Annotated in this window: 16 protein-coding genes and 1 tRNA gene; 9 read left to right on the top strand and 8 right to left on the bottom strand. The window is 68.2% G+C overall.

Annotated features, from left to right (window positions below; translation table 11 throughout):
- Window positions 1–65 precede the first annotated feature (65 nt).
- From moaB to LX81_RS00075, 3 genes are all read right to left on the bottom strand, one after another.
- A complete protein-coding gene (moaB, locus tag LX81_RS00085; protein WP_111535253.1) occupies window positions 66–605 on the bottom strand; it encodes a molybdenum cofactor biosynthesis protein B in 540 nt (179 codons plus the stop codon).
- Window positions 602–1,462 (bottom strand): glutathione-dependent disulfide-bond oxidoreductase, encoded by an 861-nt coding sequence (gene yghU / locus LX81_RS00080; protein WP_111535252.1) that lies wholly within the window; start codon window positions 1,460–1,462, stop codon window positions 602–604. Before yghU ends, moaB begins: the two co-directional genes overlap by 4 nt.
- A gap of 64 nt (window positions 1,463–1,526) precedes the next feature.
- Window positions 1,527–2,297: a uracil-DNA glycosylase gene (locus LX81_RS00075; protein WP_111535251.1), complete on the bottom strand. Its 771-nt coding sequence runs from the start codon at window positions 2,295–2,297 to the stop codon at window positions 1,527–1,529.
- A gap of 94 nt (window positions 2,298–2,391) precedes the next feature.
- On the opposite strand from LX81_RS00075, the gene LX81_RS00070 reads away from it, so the two are divergent.
- Window positions 2,392–3,336 (top strand): aspartate carbamoyltransferase catalytic subunit, encoded by a 945-nt coding sequence (locus LX81_RS00070; protein WP_111535250.1) that lies wholly within the window; start codon window positions 2,392–2,394, stop codon window positions 3,334–3,336.
- Window positions 3,337–3,340: 4 nt separating this feature from the next.
- On the opposite strand, the gene LX81_RS00065 is transcribed toward LX81_RS00070, so the two are convergent.
- Window positions 3,341–4,936, bottom strand: coding sequence for an SLC13 family permease (locus LX81_RS00065; RefSeq protein ID WP_111535249.1), 1,596 nt, complete (start codon window positions 4,934–4,936; stop codon window positions 3,341–3,343).
- A 133-nt stretch (window positions 4,937–5,069) separates the two neighbouring features.
- Here LX81_RS00065 and LX81_RS00060 point away from each other — a divergent pair, with 133 nt between their 5' ends.
- The 3 genes from LX81_RS00060 (at window position 5,070) to LX81_RS00050 (ending at window position 9,028) form a co-directional block, all read left to right on the top strand.
- On the top strand, window positions 5,070–5,603 hold the full coding sequence (locus LX81_RS00060) for a hypothetical protein (protein ID WP_111535248.1): 534 nt from the start codon (window positions 5,070–5,072) through the stop codon (window positions 5,601–5,603).
- Window positions 5,604–5,641: 38 nt separating this feature from the next.
- Window positions 5,642–6,940 carry a dihydroorotase gene (gene pyrC / locus LX81_RS00055; protein ID WP_111535247.1) on the top strand — a complete coding sequence of 433 codons (1,299 nt, stop codon included), beginning with the start codon at window positions 5,642–5,644 and terminating at the stop codon, window positions 6,938–6,940.
- A 111-nt stretch (window positions 6,941–7,051) separates the two neighbouring features.
- The gene (locus tag LX81_RS00050) at window positions 7,052–9,028 is read left to right on the top strand and encodes a response regulator (protein ID WP_170133801.1); all 1,977 of its coding nucleotides are present in this window, start codon (window positions 7,052–7,054) and stop codon (window positions 9,026–9,028) included.
- Between the two features lie 166 nt (window positions 9,029–9,194).
- Here LX81_RS00050 and LX81_RS00045 read toward each other — a convergent pair whose 3' ends face one another.
- On the bottom strand, window positions 9,195–9,941 hold the full coding sequence (locus LX81_RS00045) for a M48 family metallopeptidase (protein WP_111535245.1): 747 nt from the start codon (window positions 9,939–9,941) through the stop codon (window positions 9,195–9,197).
- A 90-nt stretch (window positions 9,942–10,031) separates the two neighbouring features.
- Here LX81_RS00045 and LX81_RS00040 point away from each other — a divergent pair, with 90 nt between their 5' ends.
- Both LX81_RS00040 and LX81_RS22455 read left to right on the top strand, forming a co-directional pair.
- On the top strand, window positions 10,032–10,817 hold the full coding sequence (locus LX81_RS00040) for a DUF1194 domain-containing protein (protein ID WP_111535244.1): 786 nt from the start codon (window positions 10,032–10,034) through the stop codon (window positions 10,815–10,817).
- Window positions 10,818–10,868: 51 nt separating this feature from the next.
- Window positions 10,869–11,618 carry a hypothetical protein gene (locus tag LX81_RS22455; protein ID WP_211322674.1) on the top strand — a complete coding sequence of 250 codons (750 nt, stop codon included), beginning with the start codon at window positions 10,869–10,871 and terminating at the stop codon, window positions 11,616–11,618.
- A 60-nt stretch (window positions 11,619–11,678) separates the two neighbouring features.
- Here LX81_RS22455 and clpB read toward each other — a convergent pair whose 3' ends face one another.
- Together clpB and LX81_RS00025 are read right to left on the bottom strand one after the other, a co-directional pair.
- Complete coding sequence (gene clpB / locus LX81_RS00030) at window positions 11,679–14,294, bottom strand: ATP-dependent chaperone ClpB (protein ID WP_111535243.1); 2,616 nt, start codon at window positions 14,292–14,294, stop codon at window positions 11,679–11,681.
- 158 nt (window positions 14,295–14,452) lie between these two features.
- Window positions 14,453–15,205 carry a hypothetical protein gene (locus LX81_RS00025; RefSeq protein ID WP_111535242.1) on the bottom strand — a complete coding sequence of 251 codons (753 nt, stop codon included), beginning with the start codon at window positions 15,203–15,205 and terminating at the stop codon, window positions 14,453–14,455.
- Between the two features lie 115 nt (window positions 15,206–15,320).
- Between LX81_RS00025 and pyrF the strand changes: the two genes are divergently transcribed.
- Window positions 15,321–16,010 (top strand): orotidine-5'-phosphate decarboxylase, encoded by a 690-nt coding sequence (gene pyrF, locus LX81_RS00020; RefSeq protein ID WP_111535241.1) that lies wholly within the window; start codon window positions 15,321–15,323, stop codon window positions 16,008–16,010.
- Window positions 16,011–16,066: 56 nt separating this feature from the next.
- Window positions 16,067–16,143, top strand: a tRNA-Arg gene (locus tag LX81_RS00015).
- Window positions 16,144–16,641: 498 nt separating this feature from the next.
- Here the strand turns inward: LX81_RS00015 and LX81_RS00010 are convergent.
- On the bottom strand, window positions 16,642–18,417 hold the full coding sequence (locus LX81_RS00010; protein WP_272939467.1) for a TniQ family protein: 1,776 nt from the start codon (window positions 18,415–18,417) through the stop codon (window positions 16,642–16,644).
- Between the two features lie 599 nt (window positions 18,418–19,016).
- Between LX81_RS00010 and LX81_RS00005 the strand changes: the two genes are divergently transcribed.
- On the top strand, window positions 19,017–19,270 hold a 254-nt coding region (locus LX81_RS00005; protein ID WP_211322673.1), incomplete at its 3' end, for a transposase.

Below are 19,270 nucleotides of genomic sequence, written 5' to 3'. Positions count from 1 at the left end.
GCATAGACGAAAACCCACCGCCACCAAACCACGCCCCTGTGAGCGAGGCGCGACGCATCGGCGCGTCACTTCCGCCGCAGGTGCTCGTCGAGACGCGGCATGATCTCCACGAAGTTGCAGGGCCGGTGGCGATAATCGAGCTGTGCCGCGAGGATCTCGTCCCACGCGTCCCGGCAGGCCCCCGGAGAGCCCGGCAGCGCGAAGAGATACGTGCCCTGCGCCACGCCGCCGCAGGCGCGGCTCTGCACCGCGGAGGTGCCGATCTTCGCCATGGAGACATGGGTGAAGACCGTGCCGAAGGCGTCGATCTCCTTGTCGTAGACGTCGCGATGCGCCTCCACCGTCACGTCGCGCCCGGTAAGGCCCGTGCCGCCGGTGGAGATCACCACGTCGACCTCGGTATCCGCGCACCATTCGCGCAGCCGCGCGGCGATCGCCGCGCGGTCGTCGGGCAGGATGGCGCGGCGAGCGAGCACGTGGCCCGCCGCCTCGATCCGGCCCGCGAGCGTGTCGCCTGAGCGGTCGTCAGCCTCCGTCCGCGAGTCGCTGACCGTCAGGACGGCGATGCGGACGGGCACGAAATCCCGTGCCGCGGCCTCGCTCATTCCGCGGCGTCCAGCTTGTCCTGCGTCCGCGTCTCGAAATCGGAGGCCGCGTGGCGCTCGCGCAGCTGCTCGTGCGGCTCGCCGGTCTTCTTGTTGACCATCCGCCCCCGCTGCACCGCCGGGCGCGCGTCGATGGCCTTGGCCCAGCGCTGCACGTTCTCGTATTCGGCGACCTGCAGGAACTCGCCCGCATCGTAGAGGCGGCCCAGCGCCAGCTGACCGTACCAGGGCCAGATCGCCATGTCCGCGATCGTGTACTCGTCGCCGATCATGTACTCCCGCTCCGCGAGGTTGCGGTCGAGCACGTCGAGCTGGCGCTTCGCCTCCATCGCGAACCGATCGATCGGGTATTCCATCTTCTCCGGCGCATAGGCGTAGAAATGCCCGAACCCGCCGCCGAGATAGGGCGCGGAGCCCATTTGCCACATGAGCCAGGAGAGCATCTCCGGCCGCTTGGTGCCGAGGAAGGCGTCGAACTTCTCCGCGAGGTGCAGAAGGATCGCGCCCGATTCGAAGATCCGCACCGGCACCTCCTCCGTGCGATCGATGAGCGCGGGGATCTTGGAGTTCGGGTTGATCTCCACGAAGCCGGAACCGAACTGGTCGCCCTCCCCGATATCGATGAGCCAGGCGTCGTATTCCGCGCCCGAATGGCCCGCCTCGAGAAGCTCCTCGAACATCACGTTCACCTTCACCCCGTTGGGCGTGGCGAGCGAGTAGAGCTGGAACGGATGCTCGCCCGCAGGCAGCACCTTGTCGTGCGTGGACCCCGCGATAGGTCGGTTGGTCGAGGCGAACTTGCCCCCGCTCTCCCGGTCCCAGGTCCAGACTTTCGGCGGCTCATAGGTATCGCTCATCGCTTTGATCCTTCCGTGCATTCTCGAGCGGCTATGTATGTGCCGCATCGACGCAGACCAGCCCTCAGCCCGCGAGCCGTGCCCGCAGCGACAGCAGATCGGACCACGCCTCCCGCTTCGCCGCCGGGTTCCTGAGCAGGTAGGCGGGATGCACCATCGGCAGCGCCGGCCGGCCCAGCGCCTCGCCCCATTGCCCGCGGAGACGCGTGATCCCCCGCCGCCCCAGGAGCGCCCCGCAGGAGATGTTGCCCATGAGCACGAGCAATTCGGGCGCGGCCAGTTCCACGTGCCGCTCCACGAACGGCATCAGCATCGCGACCTCCTCCGGCAGCGGATCGCGGTTCTGCGGCGGCCGCCAGGGCAGGACGTTGGTGATGTAGAGCCCGCCCTCATGCCGCGAGAGACCGATCGCGGCGAACATCCGGTCGAGAAGCTGCCCCGCGCGGCCGACGAAGGGGCGCCCCGCGCGATCCTCCTCGCGGCCGGGCGCCTCGCCCACGATCATCACCCGCGCGGCGGGATCTCCGTCGCTGAAGACGAGGTTGCGCGCCCCGCGCTTCAGATCGCAGCCCTCAAAGGCCGCCATCGCGGCGCGCAGGCCCTCGAGATCGACTGCCGCCCCCGCCGCCTGCCGTGCCACGCGGACCGGATCGGTCTCCTCCGCCACGGGCAGAGGCCCCGGATCGGCCGACGCCGTCCGGGGCGCGGCGGGCGCGGAGGCGGGGCCGAGCGCATAGCGGTCCACCGGCGTCTCCGCGATCGCCTCGTCCGCGCCGAGCTCGACCTGCCAGGCCAAGGCCGCGAGGAGGCTCTGGGGGGAAGGGTCCGATTCCATGCGCGCGACGCTACGCCCCCGGACGGCGTTGCGCCACCGCCTTGCCCGTCCCGGCGCCCCGCGCCTATAGAGGGCCGCGACAGGAGGCCCGCCCATGACGTTCCGCCAGACCCACCTCCTCGGCATCGAACCCCTGAGCCCGCCGGAGATCACCACGCTTCTCGACCTCGCCGACGAGTACGTCGCGATGAACCGGGGGCCTGAGAAACACGGCACGGCGCTCGCCGGGCTCACCCAGGTCAACATGTTCTTCGAGACCTCCACCCGGACGCAGTCGAGCTTCGAGATCGCGGGGCTGCGGCTCGGGGCGGACGTGATGAACATGCAGATGCAGGCCTCCTCGATCAAGAAGGGCGAAACGCTGATCGACACCGCGATGACGATCAACGCGATGCATCCCGACCTCCTCGTCGTGCGCCACCCGCATTCGGGCGCGGTGAATCTCCTCGCGGAGAAAGTCACCTGCGCGGTGCTGAACGCCGGGGACGGGCGCCACGAACACCCGACGCAGGCGCTCCTCGACGCGTTGACGATCCGGCGGGCGAAGGGGCGGCTCCACCGCCTGACCGTGGCCATCTGCGGCGACATCGCCCATTCGCGCGTCGCGCGCTCCAACATCTGGCTCCTGGGCAAGATGGAGAGCCGCATCCGCCTCGTCGGCCCGCCGACCCTCATCCCCGCGGGCGCGGCCGATTGGGGGGTGGAGGTGCATCACGACATGGCGGCGGGGCTCGCGGATGCCGACGTGGTGATGATGCTGCGCCTCCAGCGGGAGCGGATGGATGGCGGCTTCATCCCCAGCGAACGCGAGTACTACCACCGCTACGGGCTCGACCGCGAAAAGCTCGTCCACGCCAAGGACGACGCCATCGTCATGCATCCCGGACCGATGAACCGCGGGGTGGAAATCGACGGCACGCTCGCCGACGACATCAACCGCTCCGTCATCCGCGAGCAGGTGGAGATGGGCGTGGCCGTGCGGATGGCGGCGATGGATCTCCTGGCCCGCACCCGCCGGGAGCGGGCGCAGGCCGGCTAAGGCCCTAGAATTCCATGCCGAGCGCCACGCCGCCGATCAGGTAGCAGAACAGCGTGATCAGCACGACGCCCACGATGTTCAGCACGACCCCGCCCTTGGCCATCTGACCGATGCTGACCGCGCCGGTGCCGAAGACGATGGCGTTGGGCGGCGTGCCCACCGGCAGCATGAAGGCACAGGTCGCCGCGAAGGCCGCCGGGATGAGGAGCGACAGCGGATCGGAGCCGATGCCGACCGCCACGCCGCCGAGGACCGGGATGAAGGTCGCCGCCGTCGCGGTGTTGGACGTGATCTCCGTGAGGAAAAGCACGATCAGCACCACCGCCCCCACGAGGAGCAGGCTCGGCAGCGCGCCCAGACCCGTGACCTGTTCCCCGAACCAGCCGTCGAGCCCCGTGGCCGCCACGGCGGAGGCGAGGCTGAGGCCGCCGCCGAAGAGCAGGAGCACACCCCAGGGCAGGCCGTTCTCCGCGTCGGTCCAGTCGAGGACCATCCGCCGGTTCCCCTCGCCGGGGATGATGAACATGGCGATGCCCGCGGCGATGGCGATCGCGGTATCGTCGAAGATGTCCACGAAGGCCAGCGGCGGGAAGGAGGAGAGGAGCCCCGGCACGACCCAGAGGAAGGCGGCGGAGGCGAAGACGACCATCACCGCCTTCTCGCCCTGGCTGAGGGGGCCGAGTTCGGCGATCTGCTCGTCGATCATCGCCCGGCCGCCCGGCACCTCGTCGAGGTCGAAGCGGTAAAGCACCCGCGTCATCAGCACCCAGCCGATGGCGATGAAGGTCGTGGCGAGCGGCAGGCCGATCATCATCCATTGCAGGAAACCGATGTCGCGGCCGAGCTCGTCCGCGGCGTAGCCCGCGACGATGGCGTTCGGCGGCGAGCCCAGAAGGGTGCCAAGCCCTCCCATCGAGGCCGACCAAGCGATGGCGAGCACGAGGCAGACCCCGAAGGAGCGGATGTTGGGATCGGTGATCACGTCGGTGATCCTCTCCCCCGCATGAAGATCGTCGCCCACATCCGCGTCGGAATCGCCCTTCTTCGCCGAGCGTTCCGCGACGAGCGTCAGGACCGACAGCCCGATCGGCAGCATCATGAGCGTGGTCGCGGTGTTCGAGACCCACATCGACAGGAAACCGGTGGCGATCATCATGCCGAGCACGATGCGCCGCGGCTCGACCCCGACCTTGGCGAGCGTCAGGAGCGCGACGCGGCGGTGCAGGTTCCATTTCTCCATCGCGATGGCGATTAGGAAACCGCCGAGGAACAGGAACACGATGGAGCTCGCATAGGGCGCGGTCGCATCGCTCACGGTCTGTTCCGTCAGCGCGGGGATCAGCACGATGGGCAGGAGCGAGGTGGCCGAGAGCGGGATCGCCTCCGTCATCCACCAGATCGCCATCAGCGTGCCGATCGCCGCCACCCAGCGCGCGTCGCCGGAGAGGTTCTCCGACCCACCGAGCAGCCAGTACACGAGCGCCGCCGCCGCGAGGCCCAGCGCCCGCGTGATCCACAAAAACCGCGCCGATTGTGTGCCCGGCTCGCCCGAGGTCGCGTATTCCTCGTACTCACCCTGCTGATCCGGTAAGCCCGCCATGTCGTTCACCTTCCCCCAAAGATTTCGCGACGATGCGCAGTCCCGCGACGGGACGCAAGATACCAATTGCACGGTCCGGAACGATCCGGCACGCAGCGGCTTGACCTATCCCGCGCCCCGACGGAGACCGCCCATGGCCCTGCCCCGCCCCCACGACCACCTCCACGTCCTGCGTATCGACCTGTCGCCGGCCGATGCCCGCGAAATGCTCGCCGAACGCGATCCGGTGCGGGCCTCGCTCACCGGCCCCGAGGTCGATCTCGACCGGGTGGAACTCGTCGATCCCGCCGATCTCGCGGGGATCGGCCTCTCGGGCTATCTGATCGAGGGCCAGGGTGCCGATCCCGAGGCGGTGCGGGCCGAGGCCGCGACGCTCGACGCGGTCCGCGATCCCGTCCTGATCCTGCTGCCCCACGCGTTCGCCGAGCCGGTGGAGACGCTCTACCCGAAGGCGCCGCTGAGCAATCTCGGCCGCTTCCCGCTCGTCGCGCCGAACACGTCGGAGGGACCGCTGCGCCCGCCGAGCGCCGACGCGCCCGCCGCCGACACCCCGCCGCCGCGCGCCGAGGATCCCGCGTCGAGCCGCCGCGCGGGCGGTTACGTGGCCATGGTCGCGCTCGCCGTCGCGCTCTTCGTGGCCTTCGTGGTCTGGCTCGTCGCCGCCTGATCTTGCGCGGCGCGCCGCCTCGGCCTAGACCCGCTGGCGTGACCGAGACGCCCGCCCCCTCCTTCCTCCTCGAGAACGCCCGGCTGATCGATCCCGAGCGGCAGGACGAGCGGCGCGGCGCGCTCCTCATCTCGGGCGGACGCATCGCCGCCTGCCTGACCGAGCCCGCCGAGATCGCCGGCACGGAGGTCGCGGAGCGCATCGATTGCGGCGGGCGCTGCCTCGCGCCCGGCATCGTCGATCTCGGCGTCAAGGTCTCCGAGCCGGGCGAGCGGCACAAGGAGAGCTTCCGCTCGGCGGGCCGCGCGGCCGCGCGCGGGGGCGTCACCACGATGGTGACCCGCCCCGACACCGAGCCCGCGATCGACACGCCCGAGGTGCTCGAATACGTCTCCCGCCGCGCCCAAGCCGACAGCGTGGTCCGCGTGGCCCACATGGCCGCCCTCACCAAGGGCCGCGAAGGCCGCGAGATGACGGAGATCGGGTTTCTCCGCGACGCGGGCGCGGTGGCCTTCACCGATTGCGACCGCGTGGTGGCGGATGCCCGCGTCTTCTCCCGCGCGCTCACCTACGCCGCCGCGATGGGCTGCCTCGTGATCGCCCATCCCCAGGAGCCGGGCCTGAGCCGCGGCGCCTGCGCCACTTCCGGCAAGTTCGCGTCGCTGAAGGGCCTGCCCGCCGTCTCGCCGATGGCCGAGCGGATGGCGCTCGACCGCGACATGGCCATCGTCGAGATGACGGGAGCGCGCTACCATGCCGACCAGATCACCTCCGCCCGCTCCCTTCCCGCGCTCGAACGCGCCAAGGGCAACGGGCTCGACGTGACGGCGGGCGTGGGCATCCACCACCTCACGCTCAATGAGTTCGACCTCGGCGATTACCGCACCTTCTTCAAGCTCAAGCCGCCCCTGCGGTCGGAGGACGACCGGCTGGCGATGGCGGAGGCGGTGGCCTCGGGCCTCGTCGACGTGATCTCGTCCATGCACACGCCGCAGGACGAGGAATCGAAGCGGCTCCCGTTCGAGGAGGCGGCCTCCGGCGCCGTCGGGCTCGAGACGCTGCTGCCCGCCGCCATGCGCCTCGTCCATGCGGGCCACCTGTCGCTGAACGCGCTCTGGCGCGCGCTCTCGCTCAATCCCGCCCGGAGGCTCGGGCTCGAGGCGGGGCGGCTCGCGCCGGGGGCGCCCGCCGACCTCGTGCTCTTCGATCCCGACGCGCCCTTCGTGCTCGACCGTTTCGCCCTCGCATCGAAATCGAAGAACACCCCCTTCGACACCGCGCGCATGGAGGGCCGGGTCCTCGGCACCTGGGTGGGCGGCGTCCGCGTCCACGGATGAACGGCCGCACGTCCCGGAGAAGTTTCCACATTTTGTTAAGCCCCTCTCGATAGACTGCCCCGGCGGCCAAGGAGGTACTCGACGGAAATGCGCAGGCAGGGACGATCACCTGTGAAAAGCCGGTTCGACCCGTGCGCCTTCGTCCTGGCCCGATGCAAGGACCAGACCTGTCAATACACCGTCTGCGGCGTTCTCTTCGGGGCGCTCTTCCCGCTCGGGGCGCTCACCGTCGACATGCTGGTCTTCCGGCCGGACCTGAGCTCAGCCGGAGAGGCCTTCGCCACCAATCCGATCCACCTGATCGTCGCGCTCGCACCGCTCGTCCTCGGCATCGTCTTCCGGATCATCGGCGTCGCGCACAAGACCCTCGGCGATCGCATGGAAGCACTCGAAGCCGCGCAATTCCGCCTCGCCGCGGCCAAACAGCATCTCGCATTGCGCAACGACGAGTTGAAAGAGGCCGCGGAGGTCGCCCAAACCGCGGTGCGCGTGAAATCCGAGTTCCTCGCGAAGATCGGTCACGAGCTCAGGACGCCCATGAACGGCGTGCTGGGCCTCGCGGTCCTGCTCTCGCGCACGGATCTCACCTCGCAGCAGCGCGGCATGCTCGACACGATCCTCACCTCCGGCCAATCGCTCGTCACGACGATCAACGACATCCTCGATCTCACGGAGATCGGGAGCGGTCGGCTCACCCTCGACCCGGCGCCGTTCCACCTCGACGATCTGGTGGCCGTCCCGATGCGGCTTCATGCCCCCGCCGCGGGCATGAAGGGCGTGAAACTGCTCATCCGCATCGACCCGGACCTGCCGGAGATGGCCGTGGCCGACCTTCCCCGCCTGCGGCAGGTCGTCACCAACCTCGTGGCCAACGCGGTGAAGTTCACCGAACGTGGCGAGATCGTTGTGGACCTTTCCCCGGAGACGACCGGGACGGGTCGGCCGGCCCTGCGGATCGAAGTCCGCGATACGGGCTGCGGAATACCCGAGGACAGTCTCGAGGCCGTGTTCGAGCAATTCACGCAAGTCGACAATTCGAGCACGCGCGCCTACGAGGGCGCCGGCCTCGGCCTGACCATCAGCAAGGCGCTCGTCGATCTCATGGACGGGACGATCGGCGTCACCTCGACGCTGGGCGCGGGCTCGACCTTCCGCGTCGTCGTCCCCGTCTCCTCGCCCGGGGGTGTGACGCGACGCACGCGCGTGGTCTGGCCGGAGGGCGGTCGGATCCTCGTGGCCGACCCCCATTCCGCGCTCCGCGACGTCCTCTGCGAACGTCTCTCCGCCTGGGGCCTGCGCCCCGTCCCCGCCGCGACGATCGCCGAAGCGCTGGAACGTCTCGATGCGGTTCGCGCCGAAGACGGGGGGTTCGATCTCATCCTCGCCGATCCCGATCTGCCCGGACGGGGAGGCAGAGACGGGCTGCTCGGCCACGCCGCGCTCGCGGATACGCCCCTGATCTTCCTGACGACGCCGGGCCATCCGTCGCCCCGGATCACGTCCGGCACCCGCGAGCCCGACGACATCCTGACAAAGCCGCTGGGCCTCGCGGAACTGGCCGCGGTCCTGTGCAACTTCCTGGGCACCACCCGCAACAACGAGGCCCCCGACATGGATGAAACCGCCGCTTTCACGTCAACGCCGCCGACCGCGACGGTCGTGGCGGAGAGTCCGTCCGCCGCGGAAACGGGCGGCCAGACGCGGGTCCTTCTCGTCGACGACAATCGCACGAACCTGCATCTGGTGCAGATGATCGTTCGCACCTGCGGCGTGCCCTACCTCACGGCGTCGAACGGCGCCGAAGCGGTGGAGAGCTTCCATGCGGAGCGTCCGCATCTTGTCTTCATGGATGTCAGCATGCCGGTCATGGACGGGCTCGAGGCGACCCGGCGCATCCGCGCGGCGGAGCGGGAGAACGGCTGGACGCCCTGCCGGATCGTCGGAGTGACCGCCCATGCGATGGAAAGCGACCGCATCGCCTGCCTCGAAAGCGGCATGGACGAACACATGGCCAAGCCCGTCGACGTCGTCCGCATGCGCGAGGTGATCGCCGAGCTGAAAGAGCTGCCGCTGAACGCGGTCGCGTGACGATCGCACGCCCGCTTCACGTTTCGGAAACGGCCTGTGTACGCGTTGTGCACGATGTATGGACGAAAGCTGCACGACTGATGCACGGCCGCCCGACGCGCGCTGCACGGGCGGTGTACGCGAGCTGTACGGTGGATGTACGTCCGGTGTACGCGCGGTGTACGTCTCAGAGGGTGGCGAGGATGTCCTCGAGCTCCCGGATGCGGCTTTCGGGCGTCGGATGGGTCGCGAGGAATTCCGGCGTCCGCCGCGACTGCGCCCGCTGCATGTTCTGCCAGAGCGGCACCGCTTCGCGGGCGTCGAACCCGGCCTGGTCCATCGCCACGAGCCCGAGCCGATCGGCCTCGAGCTCCTGATCGCGCCCATAAGGCAGGATCAGTCCGACCTCCACGCCCACCCCCAGCGCCGCCGCGATCTCCGCCGCGTACTGGACGTCTCCGACGTTGAGAATCCACGATAAAATCTGCAATCCCGCAGTCTTCGCAAGCTGCGCGCTCATCCGCTTCTGCGCATGTTCGGCGCCCAGATGCCCGATCTCGTGACCCACGATCGCGGCAAGCTGGTCGGGGTTCGCCGTCACCTCGAACATCCCCTCGTAGACGCCGATCTTGCGCCCCGGCAAAGCGAAGGCGTTGATCTGGGGATCGGCGAAGACGAGGATCTCCCAATCCTCCGGCGCCTCCCCCGCCGACGCGAGAAGCGTCCGCGACACCGCGTCGAGCGCCTGCTGGTAATCCCCGTTCCGGCTCACCGCGCTCTTTCCCCGTATCTGCTCCCAGGCCTCGAGCCCCATCCGCTCCACCTCCGCATCGGAGACGAGGTCGGGGGGGCCGTCGCATCCCGCGACGAGCGCCGGCGCGCCGAGGGCACCCAGCCGGAGGAAGCTGCGTCGGTCGAGACACGTGCGGCACATGGGCGAAATCCTCCGATGCGGGGCGATGGAACTCCGCCCTTTCCTCGCACCGCCAGCGACTTAGGTCCATGCCAAAGGAGGGCTCCGTCCATGCGCCCCATCAGCTTCGTCCTCGCGTGCCTCGCCCTGCCTGCCGCCGCCGAGGACACGTCGCTCGAACTGGTCCTGCTCGCCGACGCCTCGGGGTCGATCGACGCGGCCGAGATAGCATTCCAGCGTCAGGGCTATGCCGACGCGATCACCGATCCCGAAGTCCTCTCCTCCATCGCCTCGAGCCCCTACGGCTCCATCGCCGTCACCTATGTCGAATGGGCCGCGAACCAGGCGGTTGTCAGCGACTGGACGATGATCGCGTCCGAGGCGGATGCGGATGCCTTCGCGGCATCGCTTCTCGAGCCGCCGCGGCAAGCCTACGGTCGCAACGCGATCGGCGCCGCGCTCCTCGAGGGGCTGCGGCTGATCGAGGAGAACGACATCGAGGGGTTCCGCCGCGTCATTGACTTCTCGGGCGACAGCATAGGCAATTACAGCGGTCCCGCGATCGAGGATGCGCGCGATCAGGTCGTCGCCGCAGGCGTCACCATCAATGCCCTGCCGATCCTGCGCCCGGACGATCCCGGACGGGCGCAAGGCGGGCTCGAGGCCGCCTACGAGGCGCGCATCATCGGCGGCCCCGGCGCCTTCGTCGTGACCGCCGATCGCAGCGACAGCTTCGCCGAGTCGGTCCGGCGCAAGCTCATCCTCGAAATCGCAGGTCCGGACGCGCAGGCGCCGATTACCTCGGCGGAACGAATTCTCCGTCAGACGCCGTACCGGGGGAAACGATTGTTAACAAATTCTGCCCCCGAGGAAACTTCGTTACCCCTTCTCCCGTGACTGCATGACCAACGCCTTGAACAGGCCTGGACCAAGCAATGGGAGTAAATGATGCCATCGTACAAGTTCGCCCTCACGGGCCTCGCCTGCCTGCTCTGCGGCACGGCAGCCTCCGCGGCACATCTTGACTATTACAAGGCGGATCTCTTCGCGCTCAACAACAGCGGCGTGAGCGGCAGCGTCTATCTCACCTTCGACGGTGCGACGTCGGACGATCCCGCCAAGTCTATCCTCGTCCAGGTAAGGGCGAACGGCCTCGAACCCGGTGCGCATCCCGCTCATATCCACGGGTTCACCGCCCCCAACAAACCGTCGATCGCCCCGACGGCGGACGTGTTCGATCCGAACGATGCATCGCAGGAAGGCAACGACGGCGACGGGTTCACCGAATTGACCGAAGGCGTTCCGTTCTACGGCCCGATCCTGCTGACCTTCGAGGGCCTCTCGGCGAATGCGAACGGCAAGGTCGTCTATGACCGGGAATTCGACATCGCAGATGGCGGGCCTCTCGACGACGACGTCTACAAGCTCTTCAACCGCGAGACTGTGCTGCACGGCCTAACGACCGAGTTCGCGCCCGTCGCGGTACCTTCCCTCGGATTGCCGAATGGCGATATCGACGGCTTCACCGCGGCCGATCCGAACTACAACGCCGTCCTTCCGATCGCGACGGCGAAGTTCGAGACGACGACGGCGGACATGATGCCCGCACCGGTCCCGCTTCCGGCAAGCGCGCTCCTGCTCCTCGCCGGGCTGGGCGGTCTGGGAGGCTTCTCGGCTCTGCGTCGCCGGTCTGCCTGACGGACGATCCCCGAAACGCAAGAAGGCCCCGCAATACGCGGGGCCTTCCTTTTTGTCGGATCAATGCACCACGGCATGTTCCGGCGGATGGCGATTGCTCGACGCGACCCGGTCGCCGACGATGAGCCCCTCCGAGCCCGCGCTCACCGGTATCGTGTCGCCGTCGGCGACGTCGCCCGCGAGGATCATCTCGGCAAGCTGGTCCTGCAACGCCCGCTGGATCACGCGCTTGAGCGGCCGCGCCCCGAAGACCGGATCGTAGCCCTCGTCCGCGAGCCATTTCCGCGCGCCCTCATCGAGATCGAGCACGATCTTGCGACCCGCGAGGCGCGCCTCGAGCCGCCGAAGCTGGATCTCGACGATCCCGTCCATATCCTCCCGGCTGAGACGATCGAAGATCACCGTCTCGTCGAGCCGGTTCAGGAATTCCGGCCGGAAATGGGCCCGGACCGCATCCATCACGTCGCGCCGCGCCCGTGCGGCGTCGCCACCCTCGGGAAGCTGGCTCAGCGCCTGCGAGCCGAGGTTCGACGTGAGCACGATCAGCGTCTGCTTGAAGTCCACGTGCCGACCCTGCCCATCGGTGAGCACGCCGTCATCGAGCACTTGCAAGAGCACGTTGAACACGTCCGGATGCGCCTTCTCGACCTCGTCGAAGAGGATCACCTGGTACGGCCGCCGGCGCACGGCTTCGGTCAGCACGCCGCCCTCGTCGTAGCCGACATAGCCCGGCGGAGCACCGATCAGCCGCGCGACAGCGTGCTTCTCCATGAACTCCGACATGTCGATCCGGACCATGGCCTGATCATCGTCGAAGAGGTACTCTGCCACGGCCTTCGTCAGCTCCGTCTTGCCGACGCCGGTGGGTCCGAGGAACAGGAACGAGCCGAGCGGCCGGTTCTCGTCGTTGAGTCCCGCCCGTGCACGGCGTACCGCATTCGCGACGGCGGTGACCGCGGTCCGCTGGCCGATCACGCGGCGGCCGAGCTCCGCCTCCATCTTGAGGAGCTTCTCGCGCTCACCTTCGAGCATCTTCGACGTGGGGATACCGGTCCAGCGCTCGACCACCTGCGCGATCTGCTCCGGTCGTACAGCCTCCTCGACCATGACGTCGCCGTCCCGGTCCTCCGCCTCGCCGAGTTCCTTCTCGAGCCCGGGAATGATGCCGTAGGAAAGCTCCCCCGCCCGCGCGAGATTGCCCTCGCGCTTGGCGATGTCGAGCTCTGCCCGGGCACGGTCGAGCCGTTCCTTCAGGATGCGGGAGGCGTCGAGCTTGTCGCGTTCGGACTGCCATTGCGCGGTCATCGCATCGGCCTGCTCCTGCAGGTCGCCGAGCTCCTGCTCGAGCCGCTCGAGACGGTCCTTCGAAGGCTGGTCGTCCTCCTTCCGGAGCGCTTCGGCCTCGATCTGCTTCTGCAAGATGTCGCGGTCAAGCGCGTCGAGCTCCTCGGGCTTGCTGTCCACTTCCATGCGCAGCCGCGACGCCGCCTCGTCCATCAGGTCGATGGCCTTGTCGGGCAAGAACCGATCCGTGATGTAGCGGTGCGAGAGCGTCGCCGCCGCCACGAGCGCGGAGTCGGATATCCGCACGCCGTGGTGCAGCTCGTACTTCTCCTTGATGCCGCGCAGGATGGAGATCGTGTCGGTGACCGTCGGCTCCTCCACGAGCAAGGGCTGGAACCGCCGCGCGAGCGCCGCGTCCTTCTCCACATGCTTGCGGTACTCGTCGAGCGTGGTCGCACCGACGCAATGAAGCTCGCCCCGGGCGAGCGCCGGCTTCAGGAGGTTCGAGGCGTCCATCGCGCCGTCAGCCTTGCCCGCGCCCACGAGCGTGTGCATCTCGTCGATGAAGAGCACGATCTCTCCGGCGGCGGCCGTGACTTCCGACAGCACGCCCTTCAGCCGCTCCTCGAACTCGCCGCGGTATTTCGCTCCCGCGATGAGCGCGCCCATGTCGAGCGCCAGAAGTCGCTTGTCGCGCAGGCTTTCGGGCACGTCGCCGTTGACGATCCGAAGCGCGAGACCCTCCGCGATCGCGGTCTTGCCGACACCCGGCTCGCCGATCAGGACGGGGTTGTTCTTGGTCCGCCGGCTCAGCACCTGCATGGTGCGACGGATCTCGTCGTCGCGCCCGATGATGGGGTCGATCTTGCCTTCGCGCGCACGCTCCGTGAGGTCGAGACTGAACTTCTTCAGCGCCTCGTACTGGTCCTCGGCGCTCGCGCTGTCGGCGGTGCGGCCCTTGCGGATATCGTTGATCGCGGCGTTGAGCGATTGCGCGTTTACGCCACCCTGGTCGAGCGCGTCCTTGGCCTTCGATTTCACCATGGCGAGTGCGCAGAGGATCCGCTCGACGGGAACGAAGCTGTCGCCCGCCTTCTTGGCCAATGCTTCCGCTTCCGCCAGAACCTTGCCGGTGGTCGCGTCGAGGTAGGTCTGGCTGCCGTCGCCGGACACCTTGGGCAGCTTCGCAAGCGCCAGGGCCAAGTGTTCCGCGACACGGCGGGCATTGCCGCCGGCGCGGTCGATAAGGTTCGATGCCAGTCCCTGATCGTCGTCGAGCAGCGCCTTGAGGAGGTGCTCCGGGGTCAACCGCTGGTGACTTTCGCGCAGAGCGATCGTCTGGGCCGCCTGTATGAAACCGCGCGACCTTTCGGTGAACTTCTCCATGTTCATGTCATCAATCTCCATTTCCAAGCACCCTGTGCGGGACGCCCGCTCGCGGCACGTCCCAATGGGCCTTCGTCATGGGAAATGGGGATCGCCTACAGCGCGATCAAGCGCGTGACGCCCCGGGCGCGCGCGATTTGCGGCCCGGGACGTCGGGGAGAGGCTCAGTTCGCGGGGTCGTCGCCGGTACGCTCTTCCGGGCCGGACGGCGTGGGCACGAAGGCCGTACCGCCCTCGTCATCGTCCCGCACCACTTCCTGGCCGGAATCGGGATTGAGTTCGGTCTGGGCGTCACGCCCCGAGGGGAACCCCTCGGTCTGGGCATCCTCGACGTCGTCACCGCCCGTCTCTGCGGACGAATCGCGGGTATCCTGATCGGCGGGAGCTTCGGCATCCGCGCCGCCGGTCCCGGCATCCTCGACCACCGTCTGGCTATTCCCCTCTTCCGGCTGATCCCCGCTCGTGCCGTCCATGGCTTCGGGCTCGGACGCGGTATCACCTGAGGACGATTCCGTTTCGGAGCCGGACGAATCCTCTGGCACGTCGGTCACGACGGGCTCGTCCGCGGTTCCAGCCGTCTGCTCGTCGGCGTCCGTTTCCCCTTCCACCCCGGCATCCTGGCCGCCTTCCGTGTCAAGTTCCGCGGCAGGAATGGAATCCTCGGACGGAGCCGCGGGATCGACATCGTCGAGCTGGTCGGAGATACCTTCCACGTTTTCGTCCGCCTCGCCTTCGGGCGTCGTGCCCTCTCCGGCCTGCTGCTCGTCGACCGGCGCGTCCTCCGCGATGATCGTCGCCTCGTCCGGCGGCTCGTCCCCGCTCAGAGCGAAGGTGAAGACCAGCGCCCCGACCACGACAACCGCAACGACTGCCAATGGCAGCAGGAAATTGCCTCCGCCTTTCGAGGAATCAGCCATTTGTCTCTCCCAATCCAGTTCTTCGCGTCCAACGGGAACGGGCCCCGGCGGTTCCGGTCCCTTGCCCGGCACGCAAAAAAGCCGCAGAGGGGGGCAAACGAAAGGGGGCAGGCGAATGGACGACAGGTTGATCGTGGCGCTCGACGTACCCGATGCGGTTTCGGGCCTCGCCGTCGCGGAGGGGCTCGGCGATGCGGTGGGCTTCTACAAGATCGGTCTCGGAATGCTGACCGGAGGTGGCCTCGCGCTCGCCCAGGAACTGAAGGCGGAACATGGCAAGCGGATATTCCTCGATCTGAAGCTCTTCGACATCGGCGCCACGATCGAGGCCGCGGTGCGGGGGCTCGTGCGCTTCGACATCGACTTCCTGACGGTCCACGGGGATCCGAACGTGGTCCGCGCGGCGATGGAGGGCGCGTCGGGCACGAAGACAAAGATCCTTGCCGTCACGATCCTGACCTCCCTCGACCGGGCCGATCTCGATGCCGCCCTGATGCGGGAGGGGTCGATGGAAGAGGTCGTTCTGGCCCGCGCTCGTGCGGCGCTCGACGCCGGCGCGTCGGGCGTGATCGCCTCCGCGCAGGAGGCCGCGGCGATCCGCGCGCTGCCGGAATCGAAGGGCCGCCTGATCGTGACCCCCGGCATCCGCCCATCGGGCAGCGGCGCCGCGGACCAGAAACGCATCGCGACCCCGAAGGACGCGATCGCCGCGGGCGCAGACCACATCGTCGTCGGACGCCCGATCCTGTCGGCCGCGGACCCGGCGAGGGCCGCGCAGGCCATCCTCGCCGAGATCGACGGCTGAGCCGGACCGGTTCCGGACTGGACGGCTCGAGGCCGACGGGCTAGACCGACTGCTGGGATCCCGTGGCTCAACTGGATAGAGCAGCCCCCTCCTAAGGGGCAGGTTGCAGGTTCAAATCCTGCCGGGATCGCCATTTCTAAACCAATGTCAGTGTCAGAATCAGCAGAAGTCTGCGCAAAACGCACCGGAAGTCTGCGCAAGATCCGTCGCGGGAAGCTTACGGGCGGATGTACGCCCGAATAAGATATTCCAATTCAATGCCTTGGGCAGGAGCCGCACCGAACGAGGCACAAATCCTGGTGCGGATGCCGCGACTTCGCGTTGGCAGATCATTCCGTCTCGCCACTTCGACGGCCGGTGCGTCCCGGCCCCATCGATGACCACCGGCGCAGAATGTCACCCCCCTCGGAAGTGTTCCGCGGTCGACAGTCCGCGCATCACAGACAGTCCTACCTGTCGGTCAGCGTAGCCCCGATGCATTTCACCGCCGCGTCCTGAGATGAACGGTGCCCCCTACATCGGCAGTGAAGGCTCGGTCCATGACCGAAATTTCGCAGCGGCCGCGGGAGCCGGCCCCTGCCACAGCCTTCCATCCCGGCCCCATCGACGCGCTCGCTTCGGCCGTAGCGCTCTACGCGAACACGCCCTCGGTTTCGACAAGGAGGTAGACGGGCCCGTAGGTGCCGGCGGTCGATCCCGGCCCCGGCCGGAAGCGCCGCACGCCCTTCTCGCGCAGGCGGCTCAGGATCTGCTGCGCGGACAGGCCGTGCTTTCGCGACAGCAGCGTGACGGTCGTGAACCGTGCCTGGAACGCAGCACCGTCGGCGTCAGTCATGTAGCGTCCCTCGCGCCGGGTGCGGGGGTTGAACATCGTGGTGGCCGGGACGTGCCCGTCGGCGATCAAGGCGGCGAGACCGCCCTCGCGGTGCAGGCCGACGACGGTCGCATACTCGGAGACCGTCGGGACGTCCGGTGCGGCTGGGCCAAGGTCGTTCAGCTCGTCCGCGCGTACGCGCAGGGCCGCGTAAGTCCGCTCTCCCGGCGCAGCACCCACCCGGAGCGTTCCGGCGATCATGGCCCGGATCACGACCTCGATGCCCAGGCGCAGGCGTCGGGCGCCATCGTTCGGATGGACCCACCCGGGGGCCGCATCGTCGACCTCTTGGGCCTGGGCGAAGAGCGCCGCCATCATCCGGTCCGCGTCCCGGGGATCCCAGTTGTGCTTCGAGACCTCCAGCGGCAGCACGGGGGCGAGCAGGCCACCCCGGACGAGCGCTTCGAAGCGCGCTTTCGACGGAAGACCCATGCGCAACCGCAACTCCCGCTCACCAATCATGCGGGAGGCCTGCGCGAGGATCGGGGCGGCCCGGTCGGCCTCGATCACCAGCCGCGCGTCGGGGCGCGGATCGTCCGCCCCGGCAAGCCCATGACGCACGAGCAACACGCGCATCACGGCTTCCGAGACCCCGCCCGCCTTCGCGGCGCTCGACACGGAGTGCAGCCGCCGCCGTGGCGTGGCCACCCCGAGGATCGCGTCGCCTGCCGCCACGGGCCACGCGTCGAGGATGACCTCTCGCATGAGGTCGCGTAGCCCATCGCACCGCGGATCGTCCCCTCCAACTTCCTCCAGCCAGACGTACAGACTTCCGTACGCCTTGCGCCATGCATCGTTGGGGCCGGAGGCGGCGGAGGCGAGGTCGTGCAGAGCCTTCTGGAAGGCCGACGGGCCCTCGCTCAGGACCGCGTGGCCCAGGGCGCGCGGGGGCGTCGCCTCTCCCTGGGAGCCTGTCTCGCCCCAGGTGGCAAGCGCCTCCCCCAATCGCCGGCAGGCCTTCGCTGCGACGTCGACCGGCAGGGATCCGAGCCAAGTGTCGTCCCGACCGAATTCCAGGCGCGCGTCGAGCCATATGTCATAGGTGGTCACCGGCTCCGGGGAAGTGTCGAGACCACCCGCGCGCAGGTCCGCCACGATCTCGCCAAGCCGGGCCACATAGTCGAAGCGCTCGGATGTCCTGCCCCGGGTCCAGAGCGCGACGAGCGGATGACCATGGCGGACGCAGAGATGGACGTCCCGCAGCAGCCAGTGGCCGCGCATCGCCATGGCATCGGCGGGGTGAGCGACGGCCTGCTCCATGTCCTCGGACAGGCACCGGGGACACCCCCGCACCGTCGGGTTGGCGACCGACCGGGAGACGACCGTCTCCCCGCGAAATCGCATCCGTACGCCCTCTGCCGGAACGGGCGTCCAGGACAACAGGTCCGACCACCGGTCCTCCGGCAGGCCCAGGATGTCGTGGAGCTGGGCGACCGCCTCCCCGGCATGGTCGAGAAGCGCGTTCTGCCCGATGCCCAGCTCCGCCGTCATGTCCCACACCGTCAGACCCCGCAGAGCAGCCGCCCGGGACAGCAGCTACAGCATCGTCTCCCGGGGCACGGGGCAGATGCCGAGAGCGGAGACGGGCAAGGGCCGGAAGGGCTGGGGCATAGGCGGCAGGACACTTCGTCAGGATCGGATGTCGACATATCCCATCCGATGCGTCGATGGAGAGCCAGAAGCTTTGGACTGCATCTACATGGGCTCATCTTGCCCGAAGGCCCAGAACGGACCTGTGGCCTCGTTCAAGATCGGATTGCTCCTGAGAAAGTCGTGTCTGCCTCTCGGGTGCCGCCAGGTCCCATCCGCCAGATGTCGGCACCTGAGCTTACCCAGCCATCCGGTCGCCCTGGAGCGACCGAGAATTGCCAAGAGCCGTCGTACACCTCTTTACTGAATGCTGCAGCGTAGCCCGCCGATCTGGTCGTTCACCACATTCGCGAGACGGTAACGGCTTTGAACTCACGCTACGCGTGACGAAGCAGGCTTTCGCTGCGCTTAAGAAAGTTCGGCCGGTGCTATTGCAGCGGAAGTCATCTTGGGCGGGGAGCTGTCGTTCGCTGCGGTGAGGCCTTGTTGCAGAAAGCCTGCGTGGGATTCACATCGTGAGTCCAGCGACATAGCTGTCCGGCATGTCCAAGCCTGCGCCCACCCGTTGCCGCACCCTGAACGGGTCGAGTTACAACGCGTCGCTGCGTGAGCGCGGGTCTCTGACGGTCTGGTTCGACCCGGGCATGGCTTGGCACGCGGCGCCTTCGGGCAAGCAGGGGCGGCAGCAAACCTTCTCGGACGCGGCGATCCAAGCGTGCCTGACCATCAAGGTGCTGTTCGGCCTGCCGCTTCGCCAGACAACGGGCTTCGTGGCGAGCCTGTTGAAGCTCATGGG

Source organism: Palleronia aestuarii (assembly GCF_003253995.1).
GTDB classification, from domain to species: Bacteria; Pseudomonadota; Alphaproteobacteria; order Rhodobacterales; family Rhodobacteraceae; genus Palleronia; species Palleronia aestuarii.
Note: the sequence above shows the minus strand (reverse complement) of the source record. Positions and strands in the feature narration are given on the sequence as shown.

What these genes read in the sequence shown, in the direction of transcription:
- moaB (WP_111535253.1), bottom strand. Translation starts at nt 605, where the DNA reads ATGAGCGAGGCCGCGGCACGGGATTTCGTGCCCGTCCGCATCGCCGTC.
- yghU (WP_111535252.1), bottom strand. Translation starts at nt 1,462, where the DNA reads ATGAGCGATACCTATGAGCCGCCGAAAGTCTGGACCTGGGACCGGGAG.
- LX81_RS00075 (WP_111535251.1), bottom strand. Translation starts at nt 2,297, where the DNA reads ATGGAATCGGACCCTTCCCCCCAGAGCCTCCTCGCGGCCTTGGCCTGG.
- LX81_RS00070 (WP_111535250.1), top strand. Translation starts at nt 2,392, where the DNA reads ATGACGTTCCGCCAGACCCACCTCCTCGGCATCGAACCCCTGAGCCCG.
- LX81_RS00065 (WP_111535249.1), bottom strand. Translation starts at nt 4,936, where the DNA reads ATGGCGGGCTTACCGGATCAGCAGGGTGAGTACGAGGAATACGCGACC.
- LX81_RS00060 (WP_111535248.1), top strand. Translation starts at nt 5,070, where the DNA reads ATGGCCCTGCCCCGCCCCCACGACCACCTCCACGTCCTGCGTATCGAC.
- LX81_RS00045 (WP_111535245.1), bottom strand. Translation starts at nt 9,941, where the DNA reads ATGTGCCGCACGTGTCTCGACCGACGCAGCTTCCTCCGGCTGGGTGCC.
- LX81_RS00040 (WP_111535244.1), top strand. Translation starts at nt 10,032, where the DNA reads ATGCGCCCCATCAGCTTCGTCCTCGCGTGCCTCGCCCTGCCTGCCGCC.
- LX81_RS22455 (WP_211322674.1), top strand. Translation starts at nt 10,869, where the DNA reads ATGCCATCGTACAAGTTCGCCCTCACGGGCCTCGCCTGCCTGCTCTGC.
- clpB (WP_111535243.1), bottom strand. Translation starts at nt 14,294, where the DNA reads ATGAACATGGAGAAGTTCACCGAAAGGTCGCGCGGTTTCATACAGGCG.
- LX81_RS00025 (WP_111535242.1), bottom strand. Translation starts at nt 15,205, where the DNA reads ATGGCTGATTCCTCGAAAGGCGGAGGCAATTTCCTGCTGCCATTGGCA.
- pyrF (WP_111535241.1), top strand. Translation starts at nt 15,321, where the DNA reads ATGGACGACAGGTTGATCGTGGCGCTCGACGTACCCGATGCGGTTTCG.